The organism is Fodinicurvata sediminis DSM 21159, from assembly GCF_000420625.1.
GTDB classification, from domain to species: Bacteria; Pseudomonadota; Alphaproteobacteria; order Kiloniellales; family DSM-21159; genus Fodinicurvata; species Fodinicurvata sediminis.
The window spans coordinates 31,892-54,604 of sequence record NZ_ATVH01000018.1; the positions used below are offsets into that span (position 1 = coordinate 31,892).

Consider the following 22,713-nt stretch of genomic DNA (forward strand, 5'->3'; position numbering starts at 1 on the left):
ACGCTTGCTGCAACTTTCCAGATCAGGTGGCTGGCAGGATCGGAGACAATTTTTGGACCCAGACGGATGGATTGGCGGTACCACCAATGATTCAGGTGACACGTGGTGCGGCGGCGCGCTGCAAACGGTCGTTGATCGCCTGGCCCAATCCCGTGTCGGGGATGGGCGCCACCGCGATCATTGAAATACCGGAGCGGTCCAGTTCCCTGAGTGCTGCAAAGAGGTTCGCGGCCGCTTCCCGCAGGTCGCCCGCAGGGCTCAGGTTGAAACAGGCTTTCCCTTTATCTTCGGGCTCACTTCCAAAAGCCAGATAAGCCTCTTCAGCTCCAACAGAGGTCGCGTTCAGACGCAGGATCGCTTGAGGGGCATAGTGACTCCTGAGCATGCCGGGAGAAGCCACCGGACTATCTGCAACCGGCAGTTCCAAGGGGGCGCCCAGGAGGTTCTCGAGTTCTTCGCGCGCCAGGCCTCCGGGCCGCAGCAAGGACGGCCTTTCATCAGCCAGGGAAACGACAGTCGATTCGACCCCAATCGTGCAGGCGCCGTCATCCAGGACGGCCGCAATGCGTCTGGAAAGTTCGTCCATGACATGTTCGGCCCGGGTCGGACTTATCTTGCCGGCCCTGTTCGCGCTTGGGGCTGCAACGGGACAGTCAGCCATTCTGAGAAGGGTTCTAGCTGTTTCAGGCGCCGGGACCCGAACGGCCAGGGTATCGAGTCCGGCCGAGCAAAGCAGGGATATCCGGCTGTCCTCCCGTCGCGGCAGGACCAACGTCAGGGGACCGGGCCAGAAGGCCTCCGCAAGCTCGAGGGCCATTGGCGAGAACAAGACTTCCTGGGCCGCGGCCTGCCGATCCGGGAAGTGTACGATCAGTGGATTGAACCTGGGGCGCCCCTTGGCCTCGAAAATGCCTGCCACGGCCTGATCGTCGCGGGCATTTCCACCAAGGCCATAGACGGTTTCGGTGGCAAAGGACACCAGTTCGCCTTGCTGAAGCAGCTCTGCCGCCTTTGCGATATCCTGGGGGCTGTTCGAAAGATGAAGTGTCATGATGTTTAACGTACCGAGGTTGGCGCAGGATTGTTGGCTTTGCCCGGAGCGTCAACGCCTTATCCTCTTCCGCGCAGTCTTCGCATGTGCAACAATTCACCTCTTGGAATAGGACAGGTTTCCCGATGACAGCGCATATTATCACTGTTGCACAGCAAAAAGGCGGCGCAGGCAAGACGACTCTGGCAGCCCACCTCGCGGTGGCCCTGACTTCGGGAAAGCGCAAGGTGGCCGTTGTGGATATCGACCCTCAGCAATCCCTGACTTACTGGTACCATCAGCGCCAGGCCTTGCTGGGAGATGCCGGAGCCGGCCTGCTGGTCAACCAGATCAATGGCTGGCGCCTGCGCAACGAGGTCCAGAAGCTGGCGGAAGACCATGATGTGGTCCTGATCGATTCGCCGCCCCATGCAGAAACCGAAGCACGCATTGCTGTTCGCAGCGCAGACTTGGTTATTGTGCCTGTCCAGCCGTCCCCCATGGATATCTGGGCTACGCGTCCCACACTGGAACTTGCAAAGGCAGAAGGCACACCTGCACTTGCGGTCTTGAACCGGGTTCCCCCGCGGGCACGCCTGACGGAGGAAATGCTGAACGCTTTGAAGGACCTTGGTGCCGATGTGGCCAAGAGCAGGATCGGCAATCGCGTAATTTTCGCGTCTGCTCTTTCCGAAGGACGTTCCGTTGGAGAAGTTCAGCCAAAAGGCAAGGCCGCTCAGGAAATGGCCAGTCTTAGTCGAGAGATTCTGCGACACGCGCGAAAGACAAAGTAACGAACGGACCTGCCGTATCAGATCCGATCAATAGGTCTCAGCTTGCTTCGCCGGCCTCTTCGTCCAGCAGGCTGTTGAAAGCGGCAACGGCCGCCTCCGGCCCATCAGTGTGTTGCCAGATCGCTTCGCCAACTGCGATGAAGTCAGCCCCGGCCCTTGCGGCCGCGGAGGCAGCCTCCAGATTATCCACGCCACCTGCGACCGAAGGCACCTCCATCAATTCTGCCCACCAGGCGATAAGATCAGCGTCGCTGGAGGCAAGCATGACGTAGTCCGCCGAGAGTTCACCGGCTTCCATTGCAGCATGCCGCGAGGGGCCGCAGTCAATTCCCAGAATCCTGTCGTCACCTAGCTTGCGCCGCAGTGTGCGCTGGTTATTCGGATCTGCGGTTATCTGGACGCCATCGCAGTCGGTTTCGATGGCCAGGCTGGGATCGCCCTCCAGAACCGCTGCCGCTTCGGCTTTCTGTATGATCGACACCAAGGCTTCCAGGGCTTCTCGGAACAGTGGGGGGCCATTCTCGTCGGAATGCAACAAGACGGCGGCCACATCACCGCCAGACAGTGCCCTTTCCAATTGCGAGCAGGCGTCAGGAATCTCGACGCCGCCCGCAAGGAACGCGGGCGGCGTAACCAGATAAAGGCGGCAGCGCATCCGGCTGCTCCTGCTCAGGCTTTGTTCTGGTAGATCTTGATGATCGTATCCAACATTTCCAAAGCCTCCTTGCGCGGACGCTGGAAGGTGTTGCGTCCGATAATGGACCCGTTGGCACCGCCATCGCGCAGAGCCCGGATCTCGTTCAGCATGTCGTCGGTACTTTTGGCACCGCCACCCGAAAACACGACGATGCGGCGATTGTTGAAGCTGGACTGCATGACATGGGAAATGCGGGCAGACAGGTTGGAGATGTCGACCTTCTGCTTCTCGTAAACCTTGCGAGCATCATCCTGCTCGATGTGCTCGGTGGGCGGCTTCACCTTGATGATGTGCGCGCCCAGCAGCGCTGCCATGTGTGCCGCATAGGCCGTGACGTCAATGGCCGTTTCGCCTTCCTTGGACAGCTTGCCACCGCGCGGATAGGACCAGATCACGACAGCCAAGCCGACGGATTTTGCTTCCTCGGCCATCTCCCGGATTTCCTCCATCATCTCGAAGGCTTCGTCTGATCCGGGATAGATGGTGAAACCAATGGCCGAGCAGCCAAGGCGCAGGGCATCGCCGACACTGCCGGTGATCGCCTGGTCCTTGGTGGTGGCATGGCTGTTGGAACTGTTGACCTTAAGGATTGTGGGGATGGCTCCGGCAAAACTGTCGGCGCCGGCTTCGATCATTCCCAGTGGTGCAGCATAGGCGTTCAGGCCGGCATCTACCGCAAGCTGGTAATGATAGTGCGGGTCATAGGCATCGGGATTTGGGGCAAAGCTGCGCGCCGGACCGTGCTCGAAACCCTGGTCCACCGGCAGAATCAAAAGTTTTCCGCTTCCCCCCAGTTTCCCGTGCATCAGGATACGGGCCAGATTGGACTTGGTCCCTGGATTGTCGCTCTCGTAGTTCGCCAGAATGCGTTTGACGCGCTGTGTCAGCCTCATGATCTTTCCTCACCATCTTCCATGCAGCGGACAACAAGACCAGGGAAGCATACCTGTCGCCCGGATTGATAACCGGACTTCTGAATAACGAAGCCCCCCGGGGAATGCAATTCCAGACAGCCTGCTGACTGGAAGCAGATCGGTCATTCCTGGAACCAGAACCATGTCCGGCACGCGGCCACAGGGTCGGGCTCCTCGTCGAGAAACAGGCTTCGGGGGCGTTCCGTGAGGAAAAGTGCGCCGTACTGCTCGGAAAGCTGTCGCAGTTGGTGACGGGCTGGTGTCAGTCCCCGGAAAACCACTCCAGTAGCGCCATTGTGCAGGGCTTCCAGCGTGTAACCGGCCGCATCCCCGCAATCCAGGGCCATAAGGACTTCTGCTTCCGGAACATCCGCCGTCGTTTGTCGAACGATTTCGATGAACCAGAGACTGCCGCCTTGTGCAGCCGCGTCGGGTGTGGAGAGCAGAAAGACCTGCTGTTTGCGCCGAGCCGCCTCTTGCGCGGCAATGGTCGCTGTGCGCAGCGATGCGACTTCAAGCGCCAAGGGCAGGTCAGCAGCGGTCATCACGGATCCGCCTTACGGTCTTGGAGGCGGCAGGCCAGCTCGCCGCCTCAAGAGGCCGCAATCAGAGCAGCTTGCCCATGGCAACGGCGGTGTCGCTCATGCGGCTGGAGAAGCCCCACTCGTTGTCATACCAGGACATGACACGGACCAGGCGCTTGTCGATCACCTGGGTCCCGTTCAGATCGAAGGTGGAACTGGCAGGGTTGTGATTGAAGTCCACGGAAACCAGAGGCTCGTCCGAGGTTTCGAGAACGCCTTTCAACTCTCCGGCTGCTGCCGTGCGGATAGCGTCGTTGATTTCCTCGGCCGTCACGTCCCGTGGGGCATCGAACTTCAGGTCCACCAGGCTGACGTTCGGGGTCGGAACGCGAATGGCGACGCCGTCCAGCTTGCCCTTGAGCTCCGGCAGGACCAGGCCGACCGCACGTGCGGCTCCGGTGGAGGTCGGGATCATGGACATGGCTGCGGCGCGGGCACGGTGCGGATCCTTGTGCAGCGTGTCCACGGTCTTCTGATCGCCGGTGTAGGCATGGATCGTGGTCATGAAACCGCGGTCGATCCCAACAGCCTTGTTCAGGACATAGGCAACGGGTGCCAGGCAGTTGGTGGTGCAGGACGCGTTGGAAACGACTTCGTGCTCGGCACTCAACTGGTCATGGTTGACGCCATAGACGACAGTCAGGTCGGCGTCGCCGGCCGGTGCGGAGATGAGTACCTTCTTGGCGCCACCTTTCAGATGCGCGGCAGCCTTGTCACGGCTGGCGAACAGACCTGTGCACTCCAGGACAATATCAACGCCCAGGTCGCCCCATGGCAGGTTGGCTGGAGCACGCTCGGCCAGAACCTTTATCCTGTGGCCGTCGATCTCGATGGCGTCATCCTTGGCTGTCACGATCCCCGGGAAGCGGCCATGCACCGAATCATACTTCAGGAGGTGCGCATTGGACTCTGCCGTCCCCAAGTCATTGATGGCGACAAATTCCAGGTCCTTGCGCCCCGATTCCAGAGCTGCGCGTAGAACCAGACGGCCAATCCGTCCGAAACCATTGATACCGACACGAAGAGTCATACGCCTATCCTCCAGCTTATCCTGTTATGTGTATAGGGTCACAGGCCGTTGCGAACAGCCGAGACAATGGCTTCGGTCGTGATGCCGAAGTGGTTGTATAGATCGCCTGCGGGGGCGGAGGCTCCGAAACCACGCATGCCAATGAAAATTCCGTCCAGTCCGGCCCAGCGTTCCCAACCAAAATAGGAAGCGGCCTCGATCACGACCGGCAGCGAACCGGGGCCCATCACCTCGTCACGGTAATGCGGCGGCTGTTCAAGGAAAACCTCCCAACAAGGCATGGAAACGACAGCGGTCGAGATACCGAGATCCCGCAATTGCTGTTGCGCTTCCAGGGCCAGGTGCACTTCCGAGCCGCTGGCAATCAGGGTTGCCTGACGGTCGCCATGGGCCGGGGACAGGATATAGGCCCCCAGTGCGGACCAGTTGTCGGTACCTTCCTTGCGCACGGTCGGCAGCCCCTGTCGGCTGAGTGCTAGAACCGAGGGGCCATCCTGGGAGCGCAGAGCCATTTCCCAGCATTCGGCGGTTTCAACCGTATCGGCCGGACGCAGCACCTTGACGTTCGGCATGGCCCGAAGTGCGGCGAGATGCTCGACCGGCTGGTGGGTCGGCCCGTCTTCGCCCAGACCGATGGAGTCATGGGTCATGACATAGACGACCCGCTGCTTCATCAGCGCCGACAGGCGGATCGAGGGCCGGCAATAGTCGGTGAACACCAGGAAGGTGCCGCCATAAGGAACCAGACCTCCATGCAAGGCGATGCCATTCATGGCCGCGGCCATGCCATGTTCGCGCACACCGTAATAGACATAACTGCCGTCATAATCTGGTGCGGATACAGGTTCCTGGGTCTTGGCCTTGGTGTTGTTGGAACCGGTCAGATCGGCCGAACCGCCCAGCAGTTCCGGCATGGTCTCTGCCAGCGCGTCGAGGACCTGGTTCGAAGAGACGCGCGTGGCCAGCTTGGGCTGCTCGGAGATGATGTTCTTCTTGAACGCGGCTATCAGCCCATCCAGACCTTCGGGCAGCTCACCCGCCATGCGGCGCTGGAATTCCTGACGCAGGGATTCGTCGGCCTTGGACAGGCGTTCGTCCCATTGACGGGAGAGTTCGCTGCCCTTCTGTCCAACCGTACGCCAGGCCTGAAGGATGTCCTGCGGAACCTCGAAGTTGCCGTGGGGCCAGCCAAGCTTTTCACGTGCAGCTGCGATCTCTTCGTCACCCAGGGGTGCGCCGTGTGTGGCAGCGGTGCCCTCCTTGTTCGGTGCACCGAAGCCGATCACCGTCTTGCAAGCGATCAGGGAAGGGGCGTCACTGTCCTTTGCAGCTTCGATGGCGGCGGCTACGGCTTCCGGATCGTGTCCGTCCACCCGCTGGCAGTGCCAGCCATAGGATTCGAAACGTTTCAGGTGATCATCGGAACAGGAAAGCGATGTCGGTCCATCAATGGAGATGCCGTTGTCATCGAAAAGCACGATGAGGCGCGAGAGTTTCAGATGTCCTGCCAGGGAACCGGCTTCATGGCTGATTCCCTCCATAAGGCAGCCGTCACCGGCAATGACGTAGGTGTGATGATTCACGAGCTCTTCGCCGAACTTCCGGGCCAGCAGGCGTTCCGCAAGGGCCATGCCCACGGCATTGCCAAGACCCTGCCCTAGCGGTCCCGTCGTCGTCTCGATACCCGAGGCGTGCCCGAACTCGGGATGGCCGGCGGTGCGGGCGCCGAGTTGGCGGAAGGACTTCAATTCGTCCAGCGTCATATCGGCGTATCCGGTCAGATGGAGCAGCGAATAGAGCAGCATCGAGCCATGACCGGCGGAGAGGACGAAACGATCCCGATCTGGCCAATCAGGGCGCGCAGGGTCAAACTTCAAGTAGCGTGTGAACAGGACCGTTGCGACATCAGCCATGCCCATGGGCATGCCGGGATGACCGGACTTGGCTTTCTGAACGGCATCCATGGACAAGGCCCGGATGGCGTTGGCCATGTTGTTGTGACCAACCTTGCCCACGGCCTGGGCCGCTTCGTTTTCGCGCGCAGCGCTCATTTCAGAATTCCATCTTTGTTTGAACATCAAAGAGTTATCCGGACACTTTCAGACATACCCCAAGCGCAAGTGACAGGGTGCGTCACGCAATAGCCGCCTGAATGCCCTTGATGCGATGCACAATGCCGCCGGCGCCGGAAAGGGTCAACCGACAAGCTGCCGTTTTGTACCGTCTGAAACCGGCTTGTGCCGGGTCTTTATGATCCTTTGTGACCGGCTTGGCTGGCCGCTTGTTGACCCCACTGCCTGGCGAAGCCTAAATTCAACTGTTTTCCATCGATAATATAATGGCGAGTGAAATGTCCTCGAACGAAAGCCCCATCTCCTCCGAAGCAGCAGCGGAGAGTGAAGCAGCAACGGAGAGTGAAGACGCGCCGGAGGGTACGGCGGATGCAACGCTGGACGATGCCGCCAGGCGGCTTGAGCAGGCGCTTGAAAGCCTGGAGAGCCTGATCGAGCAGAAGTCCTCGAAGATAACTGAACTTAGCGAGGCCCTGGAAGCTGCCAAAAGCGAGAACAAGGACCTAAGGTACAGGTTGGAGCAGGCGTCGGAGAAAGTGGACGGCGTGACCAAGCGCCTGCAGGAAACCCTGGAGGACAAGGGCTGATGGCACAGGTGACCTTGACCGTGAATGGTCGCAACTACGATGTGACTTGCGATGATGGGCAGGAAAGCCAATTACAGGAGCTCGCCGCAGAACTGGATGGTCGTGTGCAGCAGTTGGTGCGCTCTGTCGGGCAGCCTGGTGAGGCGCGCTTGCTGCTTCTCGCCGGGCTTCTCATGGTGGACGAGATGCGCGGGCTGCGGGCCAATGGTTCGGGCGAGGCCGCGACGACTAGCTCAACGTCAAGTCCTGCCGACGGTGCTAGCGAGGATGAATCCCAAGCGGAATTGCTGGGTGCCGTTGCCGATCATATCGAAACCCTTGTCGCGCGGCATCGCGACGTCTAGATACAGAAGAGGGCAAAGCAATACGTCTTTGCTGGGGTACGTGCTGCGGAGTGCGTCAGGTTCTTCGATCCCTGGGGCCAATAATCACCTCTAGGGAGCTGTCCCTGCCGGGATCGTGGTCTCGGTACTACGGCACCCACCTGTCGACGACAGGCCACAGAGGATGATCAGTAACCAACGGCTTCGCGGCACACCCTTTCCATCACTCACCTTGCGGGCTTGAGGCCTGCCATTATGCGCTCTGGAGATTTCCAGTGACGGGTAGCGCCGATTCCGATGAAAGTAAGAAGACTCTCAGGCGCAAGGCGGCAACGCGCCGCAAACGTGCCTTCGAAGAGTCGGGGCCGGATGTCGCCTTGCGCCTTGCGGAACATCTGCTGGGGTGCGCGGAGCTCGCCAGTGCCAATTGGGTTTCGTCCTATTGGCCGATGCGAGAGGAAATTGATCCGCGTCCGGTGATGGAGGCGTTGAATGCGAGAGGCGTTGGTCTCTGCCTGCCTGTGGTTACTGGTCATGCCCAGCCCCTGATCTTTCGTGCCTGGCAGCCGGGCGACCGATTGGTGACCGAGGCCTTTGGAACCTCAGTGCCCATGGCATCGGCACACGAGCGGGTGCCCGAAATCCTGCTCGTGCCCCTGCTGGCCTTCGACAGTGAAGGTTATCGTCTGGGCTATGGCGGTGGTTTTTATGACCGAACACTTGAAAAGCTGCGTTCCGAGCGCGGGGCTCTGGCCATTGGATTGGCATTTGCCGGTCAGCATATGGATTTTTTACCCCGAGGGCCGCATGATCAGAAGCTGGACATGGTCGTGACTGAACAGGGTGTCCAGGCTTTCTGAGATCCCATTTCTTTTAAAGGCACAAGCTGTGAAACTGCTGTTCTGTGGAGACATCGTCGGTCGCTCCGGCCGGGAAATCGTGCATGCGGAGTTGCCAAAGCTGCGTCGCGAACTGAATCCGGACTTCATCGTGATCAATGCCGAGAACGCAGCCGGCGGCTTCGGCATGACCGAAAAGATCTGTGCGGAGCTGTTCGAGCTGGGCGCCGATGTCATCAGCGGCGGCAATCACAGTTGGGACAAGAATGAATGTCTCGAATATATCAATCGCGAGCCGCGCCTGTTACGTCCAGCAAACTATCCAGCGGGTGCACCCGGGCGCGGGATCGGCGTTTACAATACCGTGAAGGGGCAGAAGGTGGCCGTGATGAACGTCATGGGGCGCCTGTTCATGGATCCGCTGGATGATCCCTTCGCAGCCGTGACGCGTGAGCTGGAACGCTATCGCCTGAAGGGGAATGTGGATGCCTTCCTTCTGGACGTCCATGCCGAGGCGAGCAGCGAGAAAATGGCCATGGCGCATTATCTCGATGGCAGGGTTTCATTGGTGGTGGGCACCCATACGCATGTTCCCACAGCCGACGCCCAGATCCTGCCGGGGGGGACAGCCTACCAGACGGATGCCGGCATGTGCGGCGATTACAATTCGGTTATTGGCATGAACAAGGAAGCGCCAATCGCGCGCTTTACCCGGAAGCTTCCGACCGAACGCCTGAGCGTTGCAACGGGACCAGCGGATCTCTGTGCCGTGCTCGTCGAGACGGACGACACCACGGGACTGGCCAAGAGGATTGAACCTGTTCGCCGGGGCGCGCGCCTCCAGGCGACAGCGCCCTGAAAGGGTGACCCGGGCTTCAGCTTTCCTGTGATGGGTGAAGCGAGAGGAAGCGGACAACTTCCTCGTTAAGCACCGTGGCCATTTCCGTGATGCGGTTGCTTTCACTCAGGGCTGCTTCGCTGTGAATTGCCTCGGCCCCCTCGAAGTTGTCCGAAAAGGCCAGCATGCGATCCAGGCTTGCGAGGCACTCCGTGCCCGCGAAATTCTCAACGGAGTCTACGGCGCGGGACAGGCTTTCCGGCGTGTCGCCTTCGGGTGTACGCAGGTTTTCCAGCAGCTTCTCGGGCAGGCCCATGGTGAAACTCCGCTTCGCGGCTCGAGGACGTTCTGTTAAACACAGTTGAGGCAGAGTATTTAACAGCCCTTAAAAGTGGGTTAATGCCACTGTACGACTTTATCGCTGTGAAGTTGAGTGCGGATTTCAGCCGGCGCGCACTTCGCAACCGGGGCTGACAGACAGCGCCAAAGTGACGATATTGCCGCACGAGACGACTTGAGTTTGCAAGAACATGAGGTTGAGGTGCCATGGCTGGCCATAGCCAATTCAAGAACATCATGCATCGCAAGGGTGCGCAGGACAAAAAGCGTGCCAAGGAATTTGCCAAGCTGACGCGCGAGATTATCGTCGCCGCAAAGAGCGGCTTGCCCGATCCGACAATGAACCCGCGCCTGCGCGGAGCCATTGCGGATGCACGCGCCGCGAACATGCCCAAGGACAATATCGACCGTGCCATCAAGAAGGCCACGGGCGAGGGCGAAGACGTCAACTACGAGGAAATGCGCTACGAGGGCTATGGCCCGGGCGGTGTTGCCATGATCGTAGAGGCCCTGACCGACAACAGGAATCGCACGGCTTCGGAAGTCCGTGCGGCATTCTCGAAACATGGCGGCTCGATGGGAGAATCCAATTCGGTCGCTTTCCAGTTCGAAAGGGCTGGTCAGATTGTTTATCCGGTGGATACAGCGGACTATGAGGAAATCTTCGAGGCCGCGGCCGAGGCAGGTGCCCAGGATGTTCAAAGCGATGAGGAGAACCACGCGATCCTCTGTGATCCAGATGATTTCTCGGATGTTCGTGATAGCCTGACCGAGAAGTATGGGGATCCGCGCGAGGCGCGCCTGGTCTGGCGGCCCATGAACACGACTCCCATTGATGAGGACCAGGCCTCGACACTCTTCAAGCTGATCGAGGTGCTTGAGGACAACGACGACGTGCGGGAAGTGTCGACCAACTTCGAGGTTTCCGACGAGGTCCTCGCCCGCCTGACAGCCTGAGGAGACGGCTTTGAAGCAGGGCGCTTATATCCATAAGCCTAGGCAGTCGCGGGAGAGGCAGCGATCATGCGGGTAATCGGCCTTGATCCAGGCCTGCGCCACATGGGCTGGGGCATCATAGATGCAGATGGCAGCCGCCTTTCTCATGTTGCCAACGGGACCCTGCGCAGTGACGATCGGTGTGACCTGCCGGCACGCTTGGTGCAGCTCAAGAGCGCCCTGGAAGAGGTGCTGGGACAACATGGACCTCAGGTCGCTGCCGTAGAGGAAACCTTGGCAAATCGAAATCCCGACTCGACCCTGAAGCTGGGCATGGCGCGGGGTGTCGCCTTGATGGTTCCGGCCATCGCGGGCCTGGAGGTGACGCAGTACCTGCCAATGATCGTCAAGAAGTCGGTGGTCGGGACGGGACATGCGAAAAAGGAGCAGGTGACCATGATGATCGAGCGCCTGCTGCCGGGCTGCAGCCCTCATTCTGCGGATGCAGCGGATGCTCTGGCCGTGGCGATCTGTCATGCCCATCACGCGTCCACCCGACAGAGCTGGGCGGATCGAAGGCATGAAGTGGCAGGGAGAGCTTCGTGATTGGCAAGTTGACCGGGACCGTGGACCAGCCGGCCGAGGACCATGTCATACTGGATGTCGGCGGAGTGGGCTATATCGTCTTCTGTTCCGCACGAACCTTGAGTGCCCTGCCTTCAATGGGCGAGAGCGCGAGTCTTCTGATCGAAACCCATGTGCGGGAAGACCACATTCACCTTTATGGCTTTGCGGAATCATTGGAGCGCGAGTGGTTCCGCCTGCTTTCAGGAGTCCAGGGGGTGGGTGCGCGCATGGCGTTGGCCATTCTTTCAATCCTGCCCCCCTTGTCTTTGGCACAGGCCATTGCGGCCCAGGATCGCGCATCTCTCACGCGTGCCAATGGGGTCGGACCTAAGTTGGCGGCACGAGTGATCAGCGAATTGATGGACAAGGCCGGGCAGTTTGCGACGACAGAAAGTCTGGCACACGAAGTCACCAGCGGTGCGGCTGCGGTTGCGCCTTCAGGAGAGGCGGGCATGGCCGGACAGGCCGAAGATGCCGTCTCGGCCCTGGTGAACCTGGGGTACCGACGAACAGAAGCCTTCGCGGCCGTTTCGAAAACGGCACGCGAACAGGGTGAGGGGGCCAGCCTTCAGGGCCTCATCCGTGAAGCGCTGCGGGAGCTGTCGTCATGAGCGAATCACGCATGGTTTCTCCGGAATCGGAAGGCGAGGAGCCGGACAGCGGCTTGCGTCCTGTCACCCTTGAGGACTTCATTGGCCAGCAGCAGCTGCGCGCCAACCTGCGGGTTTTCATTGAAGCCGCCAGGGCGCGTGAGGAAAACCTGGACCATGTCCTGTTTTATGGTCCGCCTGGCCTTGGAAAGACGACCCTTGCCCAGATCGTGGCCCGCGAGTTGGGGGTTGGCTTTCGCGCGACCTCCGGTCCTGTCATCGCAAAGGCGGGGGATCTGGCCGCGATTCTGACCAACCTGCAGCCCCGTGATGTGCTCTTCATCGACGAGATACACCGTCTCAGCCCCGCCGTTGAGGAAATTCTCTATCCTGCCATGGAGGATTTCCAACTGGATATCATCATTGGTGAGGGGCCGGCGGCCCGCTCGGTACGAATCGACCTGCCGCCCTTTACCCTGGTCGGAGCAACGACGCGAAGCGGCCTGATTACGCGCCCCTTGCGCGAACGCTTCGGAATTCCCCAGCGGCTGCAGTTCTATCTTCCCGAAGAACTTGAGGAGATCGTGCGACGGGGAGCAAGAGTGCTGAACTTCTCGTTAACTCCGGATGGTGCAGCCGAGATCGCGCGCCGCAGTCGTGGCACACCGCGCGTGGCCGGGCGCCTTCTTCGGCGTGTGCGCGATTTTGCAGCCGTGGCCGGGGACTCCACCGTGGATGCCGCTATTGCCGATTCGGCGCTGCGCCGCCTGGAAGTCGATTCGCGCGGCCTGGATGCCATGGACCGTCGCTACCTGCAGTGCATTGCAGAGCATTACGGGGGCGGTCCAGTGGGTGCAGAAACGCTGGCCGCAGCGCTTTCCGAACAACGTGACGTGATTGAGGAAGTGATCGAACCTTATTTGTTACAGCAAGGTTTTTTGCAAAGGACGCCGCGGGGCCGCTTACTGACCCCCGGCGGTTTCGGGCATCTGGGCCTGGAGCCTCCAGCCGCCCTTGTGGAGCAGCTGGACCTGATATCTTCCATGGAGCAGGAGGAAGACGGGTGAGCGCACCAGAGGGGGGGCAGGAGCATGACCTGTCCGGATGGTTCGATGGAAAAAGGCATGTTCTTCCCATCCGGGTCTATTACGAGGACACCGATGCAGGAGGCATCGTCTATTATGCAAATTACCTGCGCTTTGCCGAGCGTGCCCGCACAGAATTCCTGCGCAGTCTATCCTTGGATCAGAAGCGGCTGCGTGAAGACTACGGACTGCTTTTTGTCGTCCGTCGTGTTGAAGTGGATTATGAAGGGCCGGCACGTCTTGACGATCTTGTGCAGATCCATAGCAGCATGGCCCGTCTGGGCGGTGCGCGCTTGGACCTGGAGCAGGATGTCATGCTGGGCATTAGCCGGCTTGTGTCGCTGAAGGTGCAGGTGGTTACGGTGGATGCCGAGACCACGCGCGCACGGCGGCTCCCCGCCCATATACGCGACATACTCATGCCGTATTCACAATCCTAGCTGCAATCGATGAAATTCGGAGTACATCCCCATGGAGAATGAAGCGGTCGACGCAGCGATGCTGGCCGGGTCGGCTTCGGGTGACCTGAGTATCTGGGGTCTTTTCCTCCAGGCCGACATTGTCGTGAAGTTGGTCATGCTGATTCTCGTCTCGGCCTCCATCTGGAGCTGGGCGATCATCATCGAGAAGCTGATCAAGTTACGCCGGCTGAAGGCCCAGGCCGAGGCTTTCGAGGACGAATTCTGGTCCGGGCGGTCTCTTGATCGGCTGTATGATGAGATAGGCGAGGCCCCAAGCGATCCTTACGAATCGGTTTTTGTCACAGCCATGCAGGAATGGCGGCGCTTTGCGCAACGTGGCGGTGGAATGGCACAGGAACGGACTGCTGCCTTGAAAGAACGAATCGAGCGTGTGATGGGAATTACCATCGGACGCGAAATGGATCGTGTCGAAAAGCACATGATTTTCCTGGCCTCGGTCGGCTCCTCGGCTCCGTTTATCGGTTTGTTCGGGACAGTCTGGGGAATCATGAATGCCTTTACCGCAATTGCCGGTACAGCCAACACCAGCCTTGCCGTGGTGGCGCCAGGCATTGCCGAAGCCCTGTTCGCGACGGCACTGGGACTGGTCGCGGCGATTCCGGCCACCATCGGCTTTAACAAGCTGAACAATGACATTGGGCGCTATGGACAGCGGCTCGAGGCTTTCGCGGGCGAGTTCGATGCCATTCTGTCCCGCCAGCTCGAGGAGGCACGCTAGACATGGCCGGTGGTCCCATCATGAGCCGGCGCGGGGAGACACATGGGGGTTTCCGCCGGCGTCGCTGGCAGCCGATGAGCGAGATCAACGTGACGCCTTTCGTGGACGTCATGCTGGTTCTGCTGATCGTTTTCATGGTCACCGCACCTTTGCTGACTGTTGGTGTCCCAATTGACCTGCCCAAGGTTTCCGCACGACAGCTCAATGACCCTGGGGAACCCCTGGAAATAACCGTCACCAACGGAGGACAGGTCTATATTCAGGAAACTGAAGTGGACCTGGAAGCCCTTGTGCCGCGCCTGACGGCGATCACTGGCGAAGATTTCGAAAGTCGGATCCATGTGCGTGGCGACGAGAACGTCGCTTATGGCCAGGTGATGCAGGTCATGGGGCGTATCAATACGGCGGGCTTTTCGAGCGTATCACTGATCGTCGAGCAGCCCTCACGCCAGGAGTGACAGGAGTGCGGACGCCGCCATGACTGAGGCCGGCCCCCCAAACAGGAACTGGGACGATGGTGGAACAACGCGGCGGGCGCTTGCGGTTTCCCTGGCGCTGCATGCCGTGCTTGTTCTCCTGGCCGTTTTCGGCCTGCCTTTCCTGCATTCCAGACCCGAACCGGTCACCATCATTCCTGTGGAAATGATCGGTGAAGATGATCTGACGGCACAGCAGATAGACGAGACACCTGTCGAGGATGCCGAGGAATCGCCGCCGGAAGAAGAGGTGCTGGAGGATGCACCAGAACCGGAACCTGTACAGGAGTCCTTGCCCGATTCACAGGCACTCCAGCCGCCAGAGCCGTCCTCGGTGAGTGAGAGTTCAGCCCAGGAGAGAGAGGCAGCTGCCGAAGCCATACCCGAGCCTGAGGAAACAGCGCCCCAACCCGAGAGCGAAGTGGCGCAACCGGCACCTGAACCAGAAGCGCAGAATGCAGGCGATATGGAAGCCGAGCCTCAGGAAGAAACTGAGCCTGAGACGGCTGAGGCAGAGACGGCAGATGATGCCCTGGAGGAAGCGGAAGCCGTCGAGCAAGAGCAGGAAGATCGCTTGACCGAGACGATACCTCCAGCACCACGGGCCAAACCCGAAGAAACGCCAGATATTGCCGAGGAAGCGCAGCCCGTTGAAGAGCAGGTTGCTCAGGAACAACCCGAACCTGAGCCTGAGCCTGAGCCTGAGCCTGAGCCTGAACCTGAGCCTGAACCTGAACAGGATACTGCCGAAGAGGAGGCATCCGAACCCCAGGAAGACCGCTTGTCTTCGATTTTGCGCAATGTCGAGGAGATGGAATCTCAGTCCCGGTCTCAGTCCAGCCCGGAGGCCGAGGAGCGGTCGGAAGACGAGCCACGCTCACTGGATGACAGACGCAAGTCGCAGCAACTGGCGCAGGCCATCCAGGCACAGGTTGCGCGTTGCTGGCGCATAGATCCCGGTGCGCAGCGCGCCCAGGATCTGGTGGTGCCCATACGGGTTCAGCTTGCACCGGACGGTCGGTTGCGCCAACTACCTGAAATACAGGACAGCGCTCGGATGAACCGCGACCAGTATTATCGTGCTGCCGCGGAGAACGCGCGGCGCGCCGTTCAGGAATGCCAGCCGTTTGACCTGCCGTCAGAGGACTATGCGCTTTGGCGTGACATGATACTGAACTTCAATCCCAGGGAGATGTTCTGATGCGGACGATCCAAATGTTATTCCGCTTGCCTGGCCTGGTTTTCCTGGCATTGGCGACCTTCGGCTTGGCGGCGTCCCAAGCTCATGCCCAGTTGACGGTCGATATTACGAAAGGCTTTGTCGAACCCCTCCCGGTTGCCATATCGGACTTCTATTCCGAGGACAACGAGGGTGCCGAGGTCGGCTCGAACCTGGCGCAGGTGATTTCGGACAATCTGGAAAATTCCGGGCTTTTTGCACCGCTGGACCAGCGCGCCTTTATCCAGGACCCCGCTGCTCTAGATGCAGGACCGCGCTTTGCGGATTGGCGTCTGATCGATGCCCAGGCTCTGGTGAGCGGCCGCGTGCAAATGCAGAGCGATGGACGCATGCGTGTGGAATTCCGCCTGTGGGATGTTTTGGCGGAAGAGCAGATGCAGGGCTTGGCCTACACGACCTCGCCCGACAATTGGCGACGCATTGCCCATATCATATCGGACGAGGTCTACGAGCGCCTAACGGGTGAGGAGGGTTATTTCGACACCCGTATTGTCTATGTCGCTGAAAGCGGGCCACAGGATCGCCGGGTAAAGCGTCTGGCCATCATGGACCAGGACGGTGCCAATCATCGGTTCCTGACGGATGGGAGCAGCCTTGTTCTGACGCCGCGTTTTTCGCCGACATCACAGGAAATCACCTTCATGTCCTATGCGGGCGATTCGCCGCGTGTCTATCTCCTGAATCTCAACACTGGCCAGCAGGAGGTTTTGGGTCAATTTCCGGGCATGACCTTCTCGCCAAGGTTTTCCCCGGATGGCAACAAGGTCATCCTTTCCATGGCACAAGGTGGCAACTCGGACATCTATACCATGGACTTGCGGACACGCGAGATGCGCCAGCTGACCAACCATCCTTCGATCGACACTTCTCCATCCTACGCTCCGGATGGCGAGAAAATCGTCTTCAACTCGGACCGCAGTGGCCAGCAACAGCTTTACGTGATGAACGCGGATGGTTCGAGTGTCGAACGGATCAGCTACGGTGATGGGCGTTATGCCACACCGGTTTGGTCACCACGCGGAGACTTGATTGCCTTCACCCGAATGAGTCAGGGGAACTTTTACGTGGGTGTCATGCGTCCCGATGGCAGTGGGGAGCGTATGATCAGCCGTGGTTTCCTGGTTGAGGGGCCAACCTGGGCGCCCAATGGACGTGTCATGGCCTTCTTCAAGCAGGAGCCTACAGACAGTACCGGACGAGTCAGCAGCAAGCTGGTCAGCGTCGATGTGACAGGCTTCAACGAACGCGAATTGCCAACACCCATGGATGCCTCGGATCCAGCCTGGTCACCACTTTTGACACAGCCTGGAACCCCTTGATTGCGGGACAGGCGCTCCGTATGCTCAAGGCTCTCGATTCGGCCGATGCACGGGGTTTTCTTCGATCAGGCGCGGCGAGCAGTCGCATCACTATGATGTCTTGATTTCCTGACCGAGGGTCGGGGTAGCTCTTAAGGGGACCTACAATGCGTTTTGCTTTTCTTGGTGTTGCAGCAGCACTGCTGCTGGCAGCCTGTCAATCCACACCCAGTGAATCCGATTCGGCCAGCAGCGATGCTTCGGCAAGCGGCTCCGGCAGCGGCTCCGGTTCCAGCCTGACCCAGGACAATCTGGGTTCGGCCGACCCCGGTACCCAGGAAGATCTTGAGCAGCGGATCGGTGATCGCGTGTTCTTCGATTTCGACAGCAGCAGTGTTCGCCAGGATCAACGGCGAACCGTCGAGTTGCTGGCTGAATGGATGCAGCGCTATGACAACGTGCAGCTTAGTATCGAAGGGCATGCCGACGAACGCGGTACGCGGGAGTACAACCTGGCTCTTGGTGAACGTCGTGCAAATTCCGTTGAGGAAATGCTGGTTGCACTTGGTGTGCCCCAGTCTCGTCTGAGGACAATTTCCTATGGCAAGGAACGACCGGCTGAGATCGGATCTAACGAGGCAGCCTGGGCCGCCAACCGCCGCGCGGAATTCGTTGTCCGCTAAGCTTGGATGACAGCGTGACCTTCAGTAAATGCCTGGTTCATATGAGCCGGGCATTTACTTTTTCGAGGGCAGGAGGTTCAGGGCGCCGTCTTGCGATACGCTGGCCCAACTGGCCATGATGCCTCATTTGTGCCACGAATGTTCTAGAGTTGATGTGTACATCAAATGCATCGAAATGGACGTCATGATGAAAGCGCTATTCAGGGTTTCCGGTATCACAGAAATGCATTTGCGTGCAGGCTTTGGGCGGGCCTTGTCCACTGGCCTGATTGCACTTGCTATCGGGGTTGCAGCAGTTCCCGTCGCCGCCCAGGAGACATCCAACCAGTCGCGCATGATGGCGTATAGCGAACGGTTGGATTCATTCGAACGCCTTGTGCGCGATTTGACGGGACGTGTGGAGACACTGGAGCATCAGCTGCGCCAGGCCAATCGCCGTATAGAACAGCTGGAAGCCGAGCAGCAGCAAGCTGGTGATAGCGTCGACACCTCAGGTGTTGGTGAGCGTGAAGAGACACTGGAAGATTTCGACGAAACGGCGGGTCGGGAGAGCGGGCAGTCAGAGCCCAGGGACCTCGGGACACTAACGGATGACTCTGCAGGGGACAGTTCAGAAGCCTCATCTGGAGCGTCTGCTGACAGCGATGGAAATCTGCCCGAGGGCAGTGCCACGGATCAGTATAACTATGCTTTCGGCTTGCTGCAGGAAGCCGAGTGGGAGCAGGCCGAAGCCGCCTTGGCTGCATTTGTCGAGGAGCACCCGGATAACTCGCTGGCTGGCAATGCAAAGTACTGGCTGGGCGAGACGTACTATGTGCGTCAGGATTACATTGAGGCAGCACAGACTTTTGCCGAGGGGTACAAGGACTATCCTGACAGCAATAAGGCACCGGACAATCTGCTGAAACTTGGCATGTCGCTGGCGGCCCTTGAACAGGTGGAAGATGCCTGCGGTACCTTCGAGGAACTGGAAGCTCGATACAGTGATGCAGCCAGCCAAATTCTGGAACGCTCTCGTGCGGAAAGGGAACGTTTGGGCTGTTGACCCCTGCAGTCCTGCCTGGATCAGGAGGTTCTCTTGCAGGGTGTGAGCGTTCAGGATGCCAGAAGTTCGGCGATTTCGTCCGAAGAATTCGCGCGACTCATGCAACCATTCACGCCCTTCGAGCCCTGTGCCAGGATAGCCTGTGCAGTCTCGGGCGGAATGGACAGTACGGCTCTGCTGCTGCTGCTGGCGCAGTGGTGCCGGCATGCAGGACATGAGCTGCTGGTCCTGACCGTTGATCACGGCTTGCGCTCGGGGTCTTCGGAAGAAGCTGAAGCCGTCATGCGGCATGCGCGCTCGCTGGAACTCAAGGGGCGGATCCTTCGTTGGCAGGGAAGCAAACCCACGCGCGCTGTACAGGAGCCGGCCAGACAGGCACGCTATGAGTTGCTGTCGCGCTGTTGCCGTGAAGAGGCTGTTCTGCACCTTGCTCTTGCGCATCACGCCGAGGATCAGGCTGAAACAATGGGCTTGCGACTTCAATCGGGCAGCGGCCTGATGGGACTTGCTGGCATGTCGGCGGTGCGTTACCTGCCTGATCTGCGCCTGATGCGGCCATTGCTCGGCGTTCCCAAATCGCGTCTGGAAGCCACCATGCACCAACATGGACAGGAATGGTCCGAGGACCCTTCGAACCGGGACGAGAGGTATCGCCGAGTGCAGTATCGCGTTGTTCTGGGAACAGGAGATGAAGGCAAGGAGCTGACCCGTACATTGCTGTCCACTTCTGGCGTACTGGGTCGCTTGCGCGCCTGGTCGGAAGCCGAGATAGCCAGGCAGTTGGCATGCACTGTAGCGTTTTATTCCGCGGGATATGCCCTGGTGCACCTTGCTGCCTTGCAGGACGTTCCGGACTGGCTCTGGCATGGCATTTGGGCGCGACTATTGCGCACAGTTGGCGGTGCAGCCTATAGCGCTCGCAAGGCCACGCTGGATGAGGCGCGTGCGTTCCTACAAGAGAAGAGGCGCATGCCTGAGACAGTGGGGGGATGCAGGCTGAAGGATCTTGGGGCTGGGCGTTTGCTGGTCATGCGTGAACCCGTAGGCCTTCCGAATGTTGCCTTGAAGCCGGGGGAATCGCAAAGCTGGGACGGCCGGTTCCGCTTTGTGCGGAGTCAGGATTGTCGGGTGCAGGAAGCTGTGACGGTCCGTGGCTTGGGTGAGCATGAGGCTGCCAGGCTGTGGCGATCGGTACCAAGTCTGCAATTATCCCGCATGCCAAGAGTGACATGGGCGTCTTTTCCTGCGGTGTTCTGCCTTGACGGTTTGCTTGCGGTCCCCCACCTGAATTATAAATGTTATAAAATGCGGGGTAAGTACGGCATCTCGTGCGCTCCGCGCCCGCATCATTCCCTGGCTGAGTCCATTTTTCGGCCGGCAGTGAGTGGATCTTGATGGTTGAGACCGTCGTATGGCCCGTAAGAGCAACTACATGTTCTTGCTGGGTTTCGACAGGTTATAGTGAGGATATCGAGCTTTGAATTTCAGTCGTAATGCAGCGCTCTGGTTTATAATCATCCTGCTGCTGTTCGCGCTGTTCCACCTGTTCCAGGGCAGCACCGAGCAGTCTCCGCAGCAACAGCTGTCCTATTCCCAGTTCGTGAACTCGGTCGAGGAAGGCTCGGTCCAGGAAGTCACCATCCAGGGTCACAAGATCGAAGGCCGCATGCGGGATGGCCAGACTTTCTCGACTTATACACCACCGGAAGATCCAAATCTGGTCTCGCGCCTGGAAGATGCAGGGACCCAGATCAATGCCAAGCCGGAAGAAGGCGGCAACCCGCTGCTCTCAATCCTGATTTCCTGGTTCCCCATGCTGCTGTTGATCGCAGTGTGGATATTCTTCATGCGCCAGATGCAGGGCGGTGGCGGCAAGGCCATGGGCTTTGGCAAGTCCAAGGCCAAGATGCTGACCGAAAAGACGGGCCGAGTGACCTTCGACGATGTCGCTGGTATCGACGAGGCGAAAGGCGAGTTGGAGGAGGTCGTGGAGTTCCTGCGTGACCCGCAGAAGTTCCAGCGCCTGGGCGGTCGCATTCCCAAGGGCATGCTGCTTGTTGGTCCTCCAGGCACAGGTAAGACCCTGTTGGCTCGTTCCATTGCCGGTGAGGCCAATGTCCCCTTCTTCACCATCTCAGGCTCGGATTTCGTCGAGATGTTCGTGGGTGTGGGTGCCAGCCGTGTGCGTGACATGTTCGAGCAGGGCAAGAAGAACGCGCCCTGCATCATCTTCATCGACGAGATCGACGCCGTCGGACGCCAGCGTGGCGCCGGTTTGGGCGGTGGAAATGACGAGCGCGAGCAGACGCTGAACCAGTTGCTGGTTGAAATGGACGGCTTCGAGTCCAACGAGGGCGTCATCCTGGTGGCCGCCACCAACCGTCCGGACGTTCTGGATCCGGCGCTGCTGCGTCCAGGGCGTTTTGATCGCCAGGTAGTCGTGCCCAATCCGGACGTGGTTGGACGTGAGAAGGTTCTGCGTGTTCACATGCGCAAGGTTCCGCTGGGTCCTGACGTGGATGCCAAGGTGATTGCACGCGGCACCCCTGGCTTTTCCGGTGCCGATCTGGCCAATCTGGTGAACGAGGCCGCCTTGATCGCCGCCCGTACCAACAAGCGTGTGGTGACCCAGGGCGATTTTGAACAGGCCAAGGACAAGGTCCTGATGGGTGCGGAGCGACGCTCGATGGTCATGACTGAGGAAGAGAAGGAACTGACAGCCTATCACGAGGGCGGCCATGCGCTTGTCTCCCTGTTTGTCAAAGGGAACGACCCTCTGCACAAGGTGACCATCATCCCCCGTGGACGGGCCTTGGGCGTGACCATGTCCCTGCCGGAGCGTGACCGCTTGGGCTTTGCCAAGCGCGAGATCGAGGCCAAGCTGGCCATGATGTTCGGGGGCCGTGTGGCCGAGGAACTGATCTATGGCGAAGAGAACGTGACCACGGGTGCTGGAAACGATATCCAGCAGGCCACGGGTCTGGCACGCCGGATGGTGACGGAGTGGGGCATGAGCGAGAAGCTCGGCCCGCTGCGCTACAACGAAAACCAGGATGAGGTGTTTCTGGGGCATTCCGTGGCGCGCCATCAGAGTATTTCCGAGGCAACGTCGCAGATGATCGACGAAGAGGTGCGCCGTATCATCGATGACTCCGAAAAGAAGGCCCGTGAGATTCTGACGGAGCACCTCGACGATCTTCACAAACTGGCCAAGGCGTTGCTCGAATATGAGACGCTGAGTTCGGATGAGATCAACAAGGTGCTCAACGACGAGCCCATCGAACGCCCCGACTTCACGGAACCGCCTCGACCGGGTCCCGGCAAGAAGTCATCCGTGCCCTCAAGCGGCCGTTCCGGCCAGGGCAAGGAGAATCCGGGCGGCATGGGACCGGAACCCGAACCGGCTGGTTGAAGCCTATTATCAAGGCCAGAGAAAAGGGCGCCTGCTTGCAGGCGCCCTTTTTCGTGCTGGCATTCAAGGGACTG

Annotated in this window: 25 protein-coding genes and 1 other RNA gene; 19 read left to right on the top strand and 7 right to left on the bottom strand. The window is 59.5% G+C overall.

The window, feature by feature from the left end:
* Window positions 1–91: 91 nt before the first annotated feature.
* On the bottom strand, window positions 92–1,051 hold the full coding sequence (locus G502_RS0115295; RefSeq protein ID WP_022729554.1) for an L-threonylcarbamoyladenylate synthase: 960 nt from the start codon (window positions 1,049–1,051) through the stop codon (window positions 92–94).
* A 125-nt stretch (window positions 1,052–1,176) separates the two neighbouring features.
* On the opposite strand from G502_RS0115295, the gene parA reads away from it, so the two are divergent.
* Window positions 1,177–1,824, top strand: coding sequence for a ParA family partition ATPase (parA, locus tag G502_RS0115300; protein ID WP_022729555.1), 648 nt, complete (start codon window positions 1,177–1,179; stop codon window positions 1,822–1,824).
* A 37-nt stretch (window positions 1,825–1,861) separates the two neighbouring features.
* Here the strand turns inward: parA and G502_RS0115305 are convergent, their stop codons facing one another.
* From G502_RS0115305 to tkt, 5 genes are all read right to left on the bottom strand, one after another.
* On the bottom strand, window positions 1,862–2,479 hold the full coding sequence (locus G502_RS0115305; protein WP_022729556.1) for a thiamine phosphate synthase: 618 nt from the start codon (window positions 2,477–2,479) through the stop codon (window positions 1,862–1,864).
* Between the two features lie 14 nt (window positions 2,480–2,493).
* Complete coding sequence (locus G502_RS0115310; protein WP_022729557.1) at window positions 2,494–3,414, bottom strand: class I fructose-bisphosphate aldolase; 921 nt, start codon at window positions 3,412–3,414, stop codon at window positions 2,494–2,496.
* Between the two features lie 143 nt (window positions 3,415–3,557).
* Window positions 3,558–3,980, bottom strand: a complete 423-nt coding sequence (locus G502_RS0115315) for a hypothetical protein (protein WP_022729558.1) — start codon at window positions 3,978–3,980, stop codon at window positions 3,558–3,560.
* 61 nt (window positions 3,981–4,041) lie between these two features.
* Entirely contained in the window at window positions 4,042–5,049 is a 1,008-nt protein-coding gene (gene gap / locus G502_RS0115320) for a type I glyceraldehyde-3-phosphate dehydrogenase (protein WP_022729559.1), read from the bottom strand.
* A gap of 38 nt (window positions 5,050–5,087) precedes the next feature.
* Window positions 5,088–7,100: a transketolase gene (gene tkt / locus G502_RS0115325; protein ID WP_022729560.1), complete on the bottom strand. Its 2,013-nt coding sequence runs from the start codon at window positions 7,098–7,100 to the stop codon at window positions 5,088–5,090.
* Window positions 7,101–7,399: 299 nt separating this feature from the next.
* On the opposite strand from tkt, the gene G502_RS0115330 reads away from it, so the two are divergent.
* The 5 genes from G502_RS0115330 (at window position 7,400) to G502_RS0115345 (ending at window position 9,729) form a co-directional block, all read left to right on the top strand.
* A complete protein-coding gene (locus G502_RS0115330; RefSeq protein WP_022729561.1) occupies window positions 7,400–7,708 on the top strand; it encodes a hypothetical protein in 309 nt (102 codons plus the stop codon).
* A complete protein-coding gene (locus tag G502_RS0115335) occupies window positions 7,708–8,052 on the top strand; it encodes a cell division protein ZapA (protein ID WP_022729562.1) in 345 nt (114 codons plus the stop codon). The genes G502_RS0115330 and G502_RS0115335 overlap by 1 nt, the downstream gene beginning before the upstream one ends.
* Before the next feature lie 37 nt (window positions 8,053–8,089).
* Window positions 8,090–8,248, top strand: a non-coding RNA gene (ssrS, locus tag G502_RS22090) — 6S RNA.
* Between the two features lie 58 nt (window positions 8,249–8,306).
* Window positions 8,307–8,891 carry a 5-formyltetrahydrofolate cyclo-ligase gene (locus G502_RS0115340; protein ID WP_022729563.1) on the top strand — a complete coding sequence of 195 codons (585 nt, stop codon included), beginning with the start codon at window positions 8,307–8,309 and terminating at the stop codon, window positions 8,889–8,891.
* A 28-nt stretch (window positions 8,892–8,919) separates the two neighbouring features.
* Entirely contained in the window at window positions 8,920–9,729 is an 810-nt protein-coding gene (locus tag G502_RS0115345; RefSeq protein WP_022729564.1) for a TIGR00282 family metallophosphoesterase, read from the top strand.
* Between the two features lie 16 nt (window positions 9,730–9,745).
* Here the strand turns inward: G502_RS0115345 and G502_RS0115350 are convergent, their stop codons facing one another.
* Window positions 9,746–10,024, bottom strand: a complete 279-nt coding sequence (locus G502_RS0115350; protein ID WP_022729565.1) for a hypothetical protein — start codon at window positions 10,022–10,024, stop codon at window positions 9,746–9,748.
* A 230-nt stretch (window positions 10,025–10,254) separates the two neighbouring features.
* Here G502_RS0115350 and G502_RS0115355 point away from each other — a divergent pair, with 230 nt between their 5' ends.
* The 13 genes from G502_RS0115355 to ftsH all read left to right on the top strand — a co-directional run bounded on the left by G502_RS0115355 (window position 10,255) and on the right by ftsH (window position 22,639).
* Entirely contained in the window at window positions 10,255–11,004 is a 750-nt protein-coding gene (locus tag G502_RS0115355; protein WP_022729566.1) for a YebC/PmpR family DNA-binding transcriptional regulator, read from the top strand.
* Window positions 11,005–11,070: 66 nt separating this feature from the next.
* The gene (ruvC, locus tag G502_RS20630; RefSeq protein ID WP_022729567.1) at window positions 11,071–11,589 is read left to right on the top strand and encodes a crossover junction endodeoxyribonuclease RuvC; all 519 of its coding nucleotides are present in this window, start codon (window positions 11,071–11,073) and stop codon (window positions 11,587–11,589) included.
* Window positions 11,586–12,221: a Holliday junction branch migration protein RuvA gene (gene ruvA, locus G502_RS0115365; protein WP_022729568.1), complete on the top strand. Its 636-nt coding sequence runs from the start codon at window positions 11,586–11,588 to the stop codon at window positions 12,219–12,221. Before ruvC ends, ruvA begins: the two co-directional genes overlap by 4 nt.
* Window positions 12,218–13,267 carry a Holliday junction branch migration DNA helicase RuvB gene (ruvB, locus tag G502_RS0115370; RefSeq protein ID WP_022729569.1) on the top strand — a complete coding sequence of 350 codons (1,050 nt, stop codon included), beginning with the start codon at window positions 12,218–12,220 and terminating at the stop codon, window positions 13,265–13,267. Before ruvA ends, ruvB begins: the two co-directional genes overlap by 4 nt.
* Window positions 13,264–13,725, top strand: a complete 462-nt coding sequence (gene ybgC, locus G502_RS0115375) for a tol-pal system-associated acyl-CoA thioesterase (protein ID WP_022729570.1) — start codon at window positions 13,264–13,266, stop codon at window positions 13,723–13,725. Before ruvB ends, ybgC begins: the two co-directional genes overlap by 4 nt.
* A gap of 31 nt (window positions 13,726–13,756) precedes the next feature.
* Window positions 13,757–14,485 carry a protein TolQ gene (tolQ, locus tag G502_RS0115380; RefSeq protein WP_022729571.1) on the top strand — a complete coding sequence of 243 codons (729 nt, stop codon included), beginning with the start codon at window positions 13,757–13,759 and terminating at the stop codon, window positions 14,483–14,485.
* A 2-nt stretch (window positions 14,486–14,487) separates the two neighbouring features.
* On the top strand, window positions 14,488–14,943 hold the full coding sequence (gene tolR / locus G502_RS0115385; protein WP_022729572.1) for a protein TolR: 456 nt from the start codon (window positions 14,488–14,490) through the stop codon (window positions 14,941–14,943).
* 19 nt (window positions 14,944–14,962) lie between these two features.
* Window positions 14,963–16,162 carry a cell envelope integrity protein TolA gene (tolA, locus tag G502_RS22325; RefSeq protein ID WP_022729573.1) on the top strand — a complete coding sequence of 400 codons (1,200 nt, stop codon included), beginning with the start codon at window positions 14,963–14,965 and terminating at the stop codon, window positions 16,160–16,162.
* Window positions 16,162–17,520 (top strand): Tol-Pal system beta propeller repeat protein TolB, encoded by a 1,359-nt coding sequence (tolB, locus tag G502_RS0115395; protein WP_022729574.1) that lies wholly within the window; start codon window positions 16,162–16,164, stop codon window positions 17,518–17,520. The genes tolA and tolB overlap by 1 nt, the downstream gene beginning before the upstream one ends.
* 146 nt (window positions 17,521–17,666) lie before the next feature.
* Window positions 17,667–18,182, top strand: coding sequence for a peptidoglycan-associated lipoprotein Pal (gene pal / locus G502_RS0115400; RefSeq protein WP_022729575.1), 516 nt, complete (start codon window positions 17,667–17,669; stop codon window positions 18,180–18,182).
* Between the two features lie 184 nt (window positions 18,183–18,366).
* Entirely contained in the window at window positions 18,367–19,227 is an 861-nt protein-coding gene (ybgF, locus tag G502_RS21630; RefSeq protein WP_162140993.1) for a tol-pal system protein YbgF, read from the top strand.
* 99 nt (window positions 19,228–19,326) lie between these two features.
* Window positions 19,327–20,622: a tRNA lysidine(34) synthetase TilS gene (gene tilS, locus G502_RS20645; protein ID WP_155957875.1), complete on the top strand. Its 1,296-nt coding sequence runs from the start codon at window positions 19,327–19,329 to the stop codon at window positions 20,620–20,622.
* A gap of 82 nt (window positions 20,623–20,704) precedes the next feature.
* Window positions 20,705–22,639 (top strand): ATP-dependent zinc metalloprotease FtsH, encoded by a 1,935-nt coding sequence (gene ftsH, locus G502_RS0115415; protein WP_022729578.1) that lies wholly within the window; start codon window positions 20,705–20,707, stop codon window positions 22,637–22,639.
* Window positions 22,640–22,713: the final 74 nt, after the last annotated feature.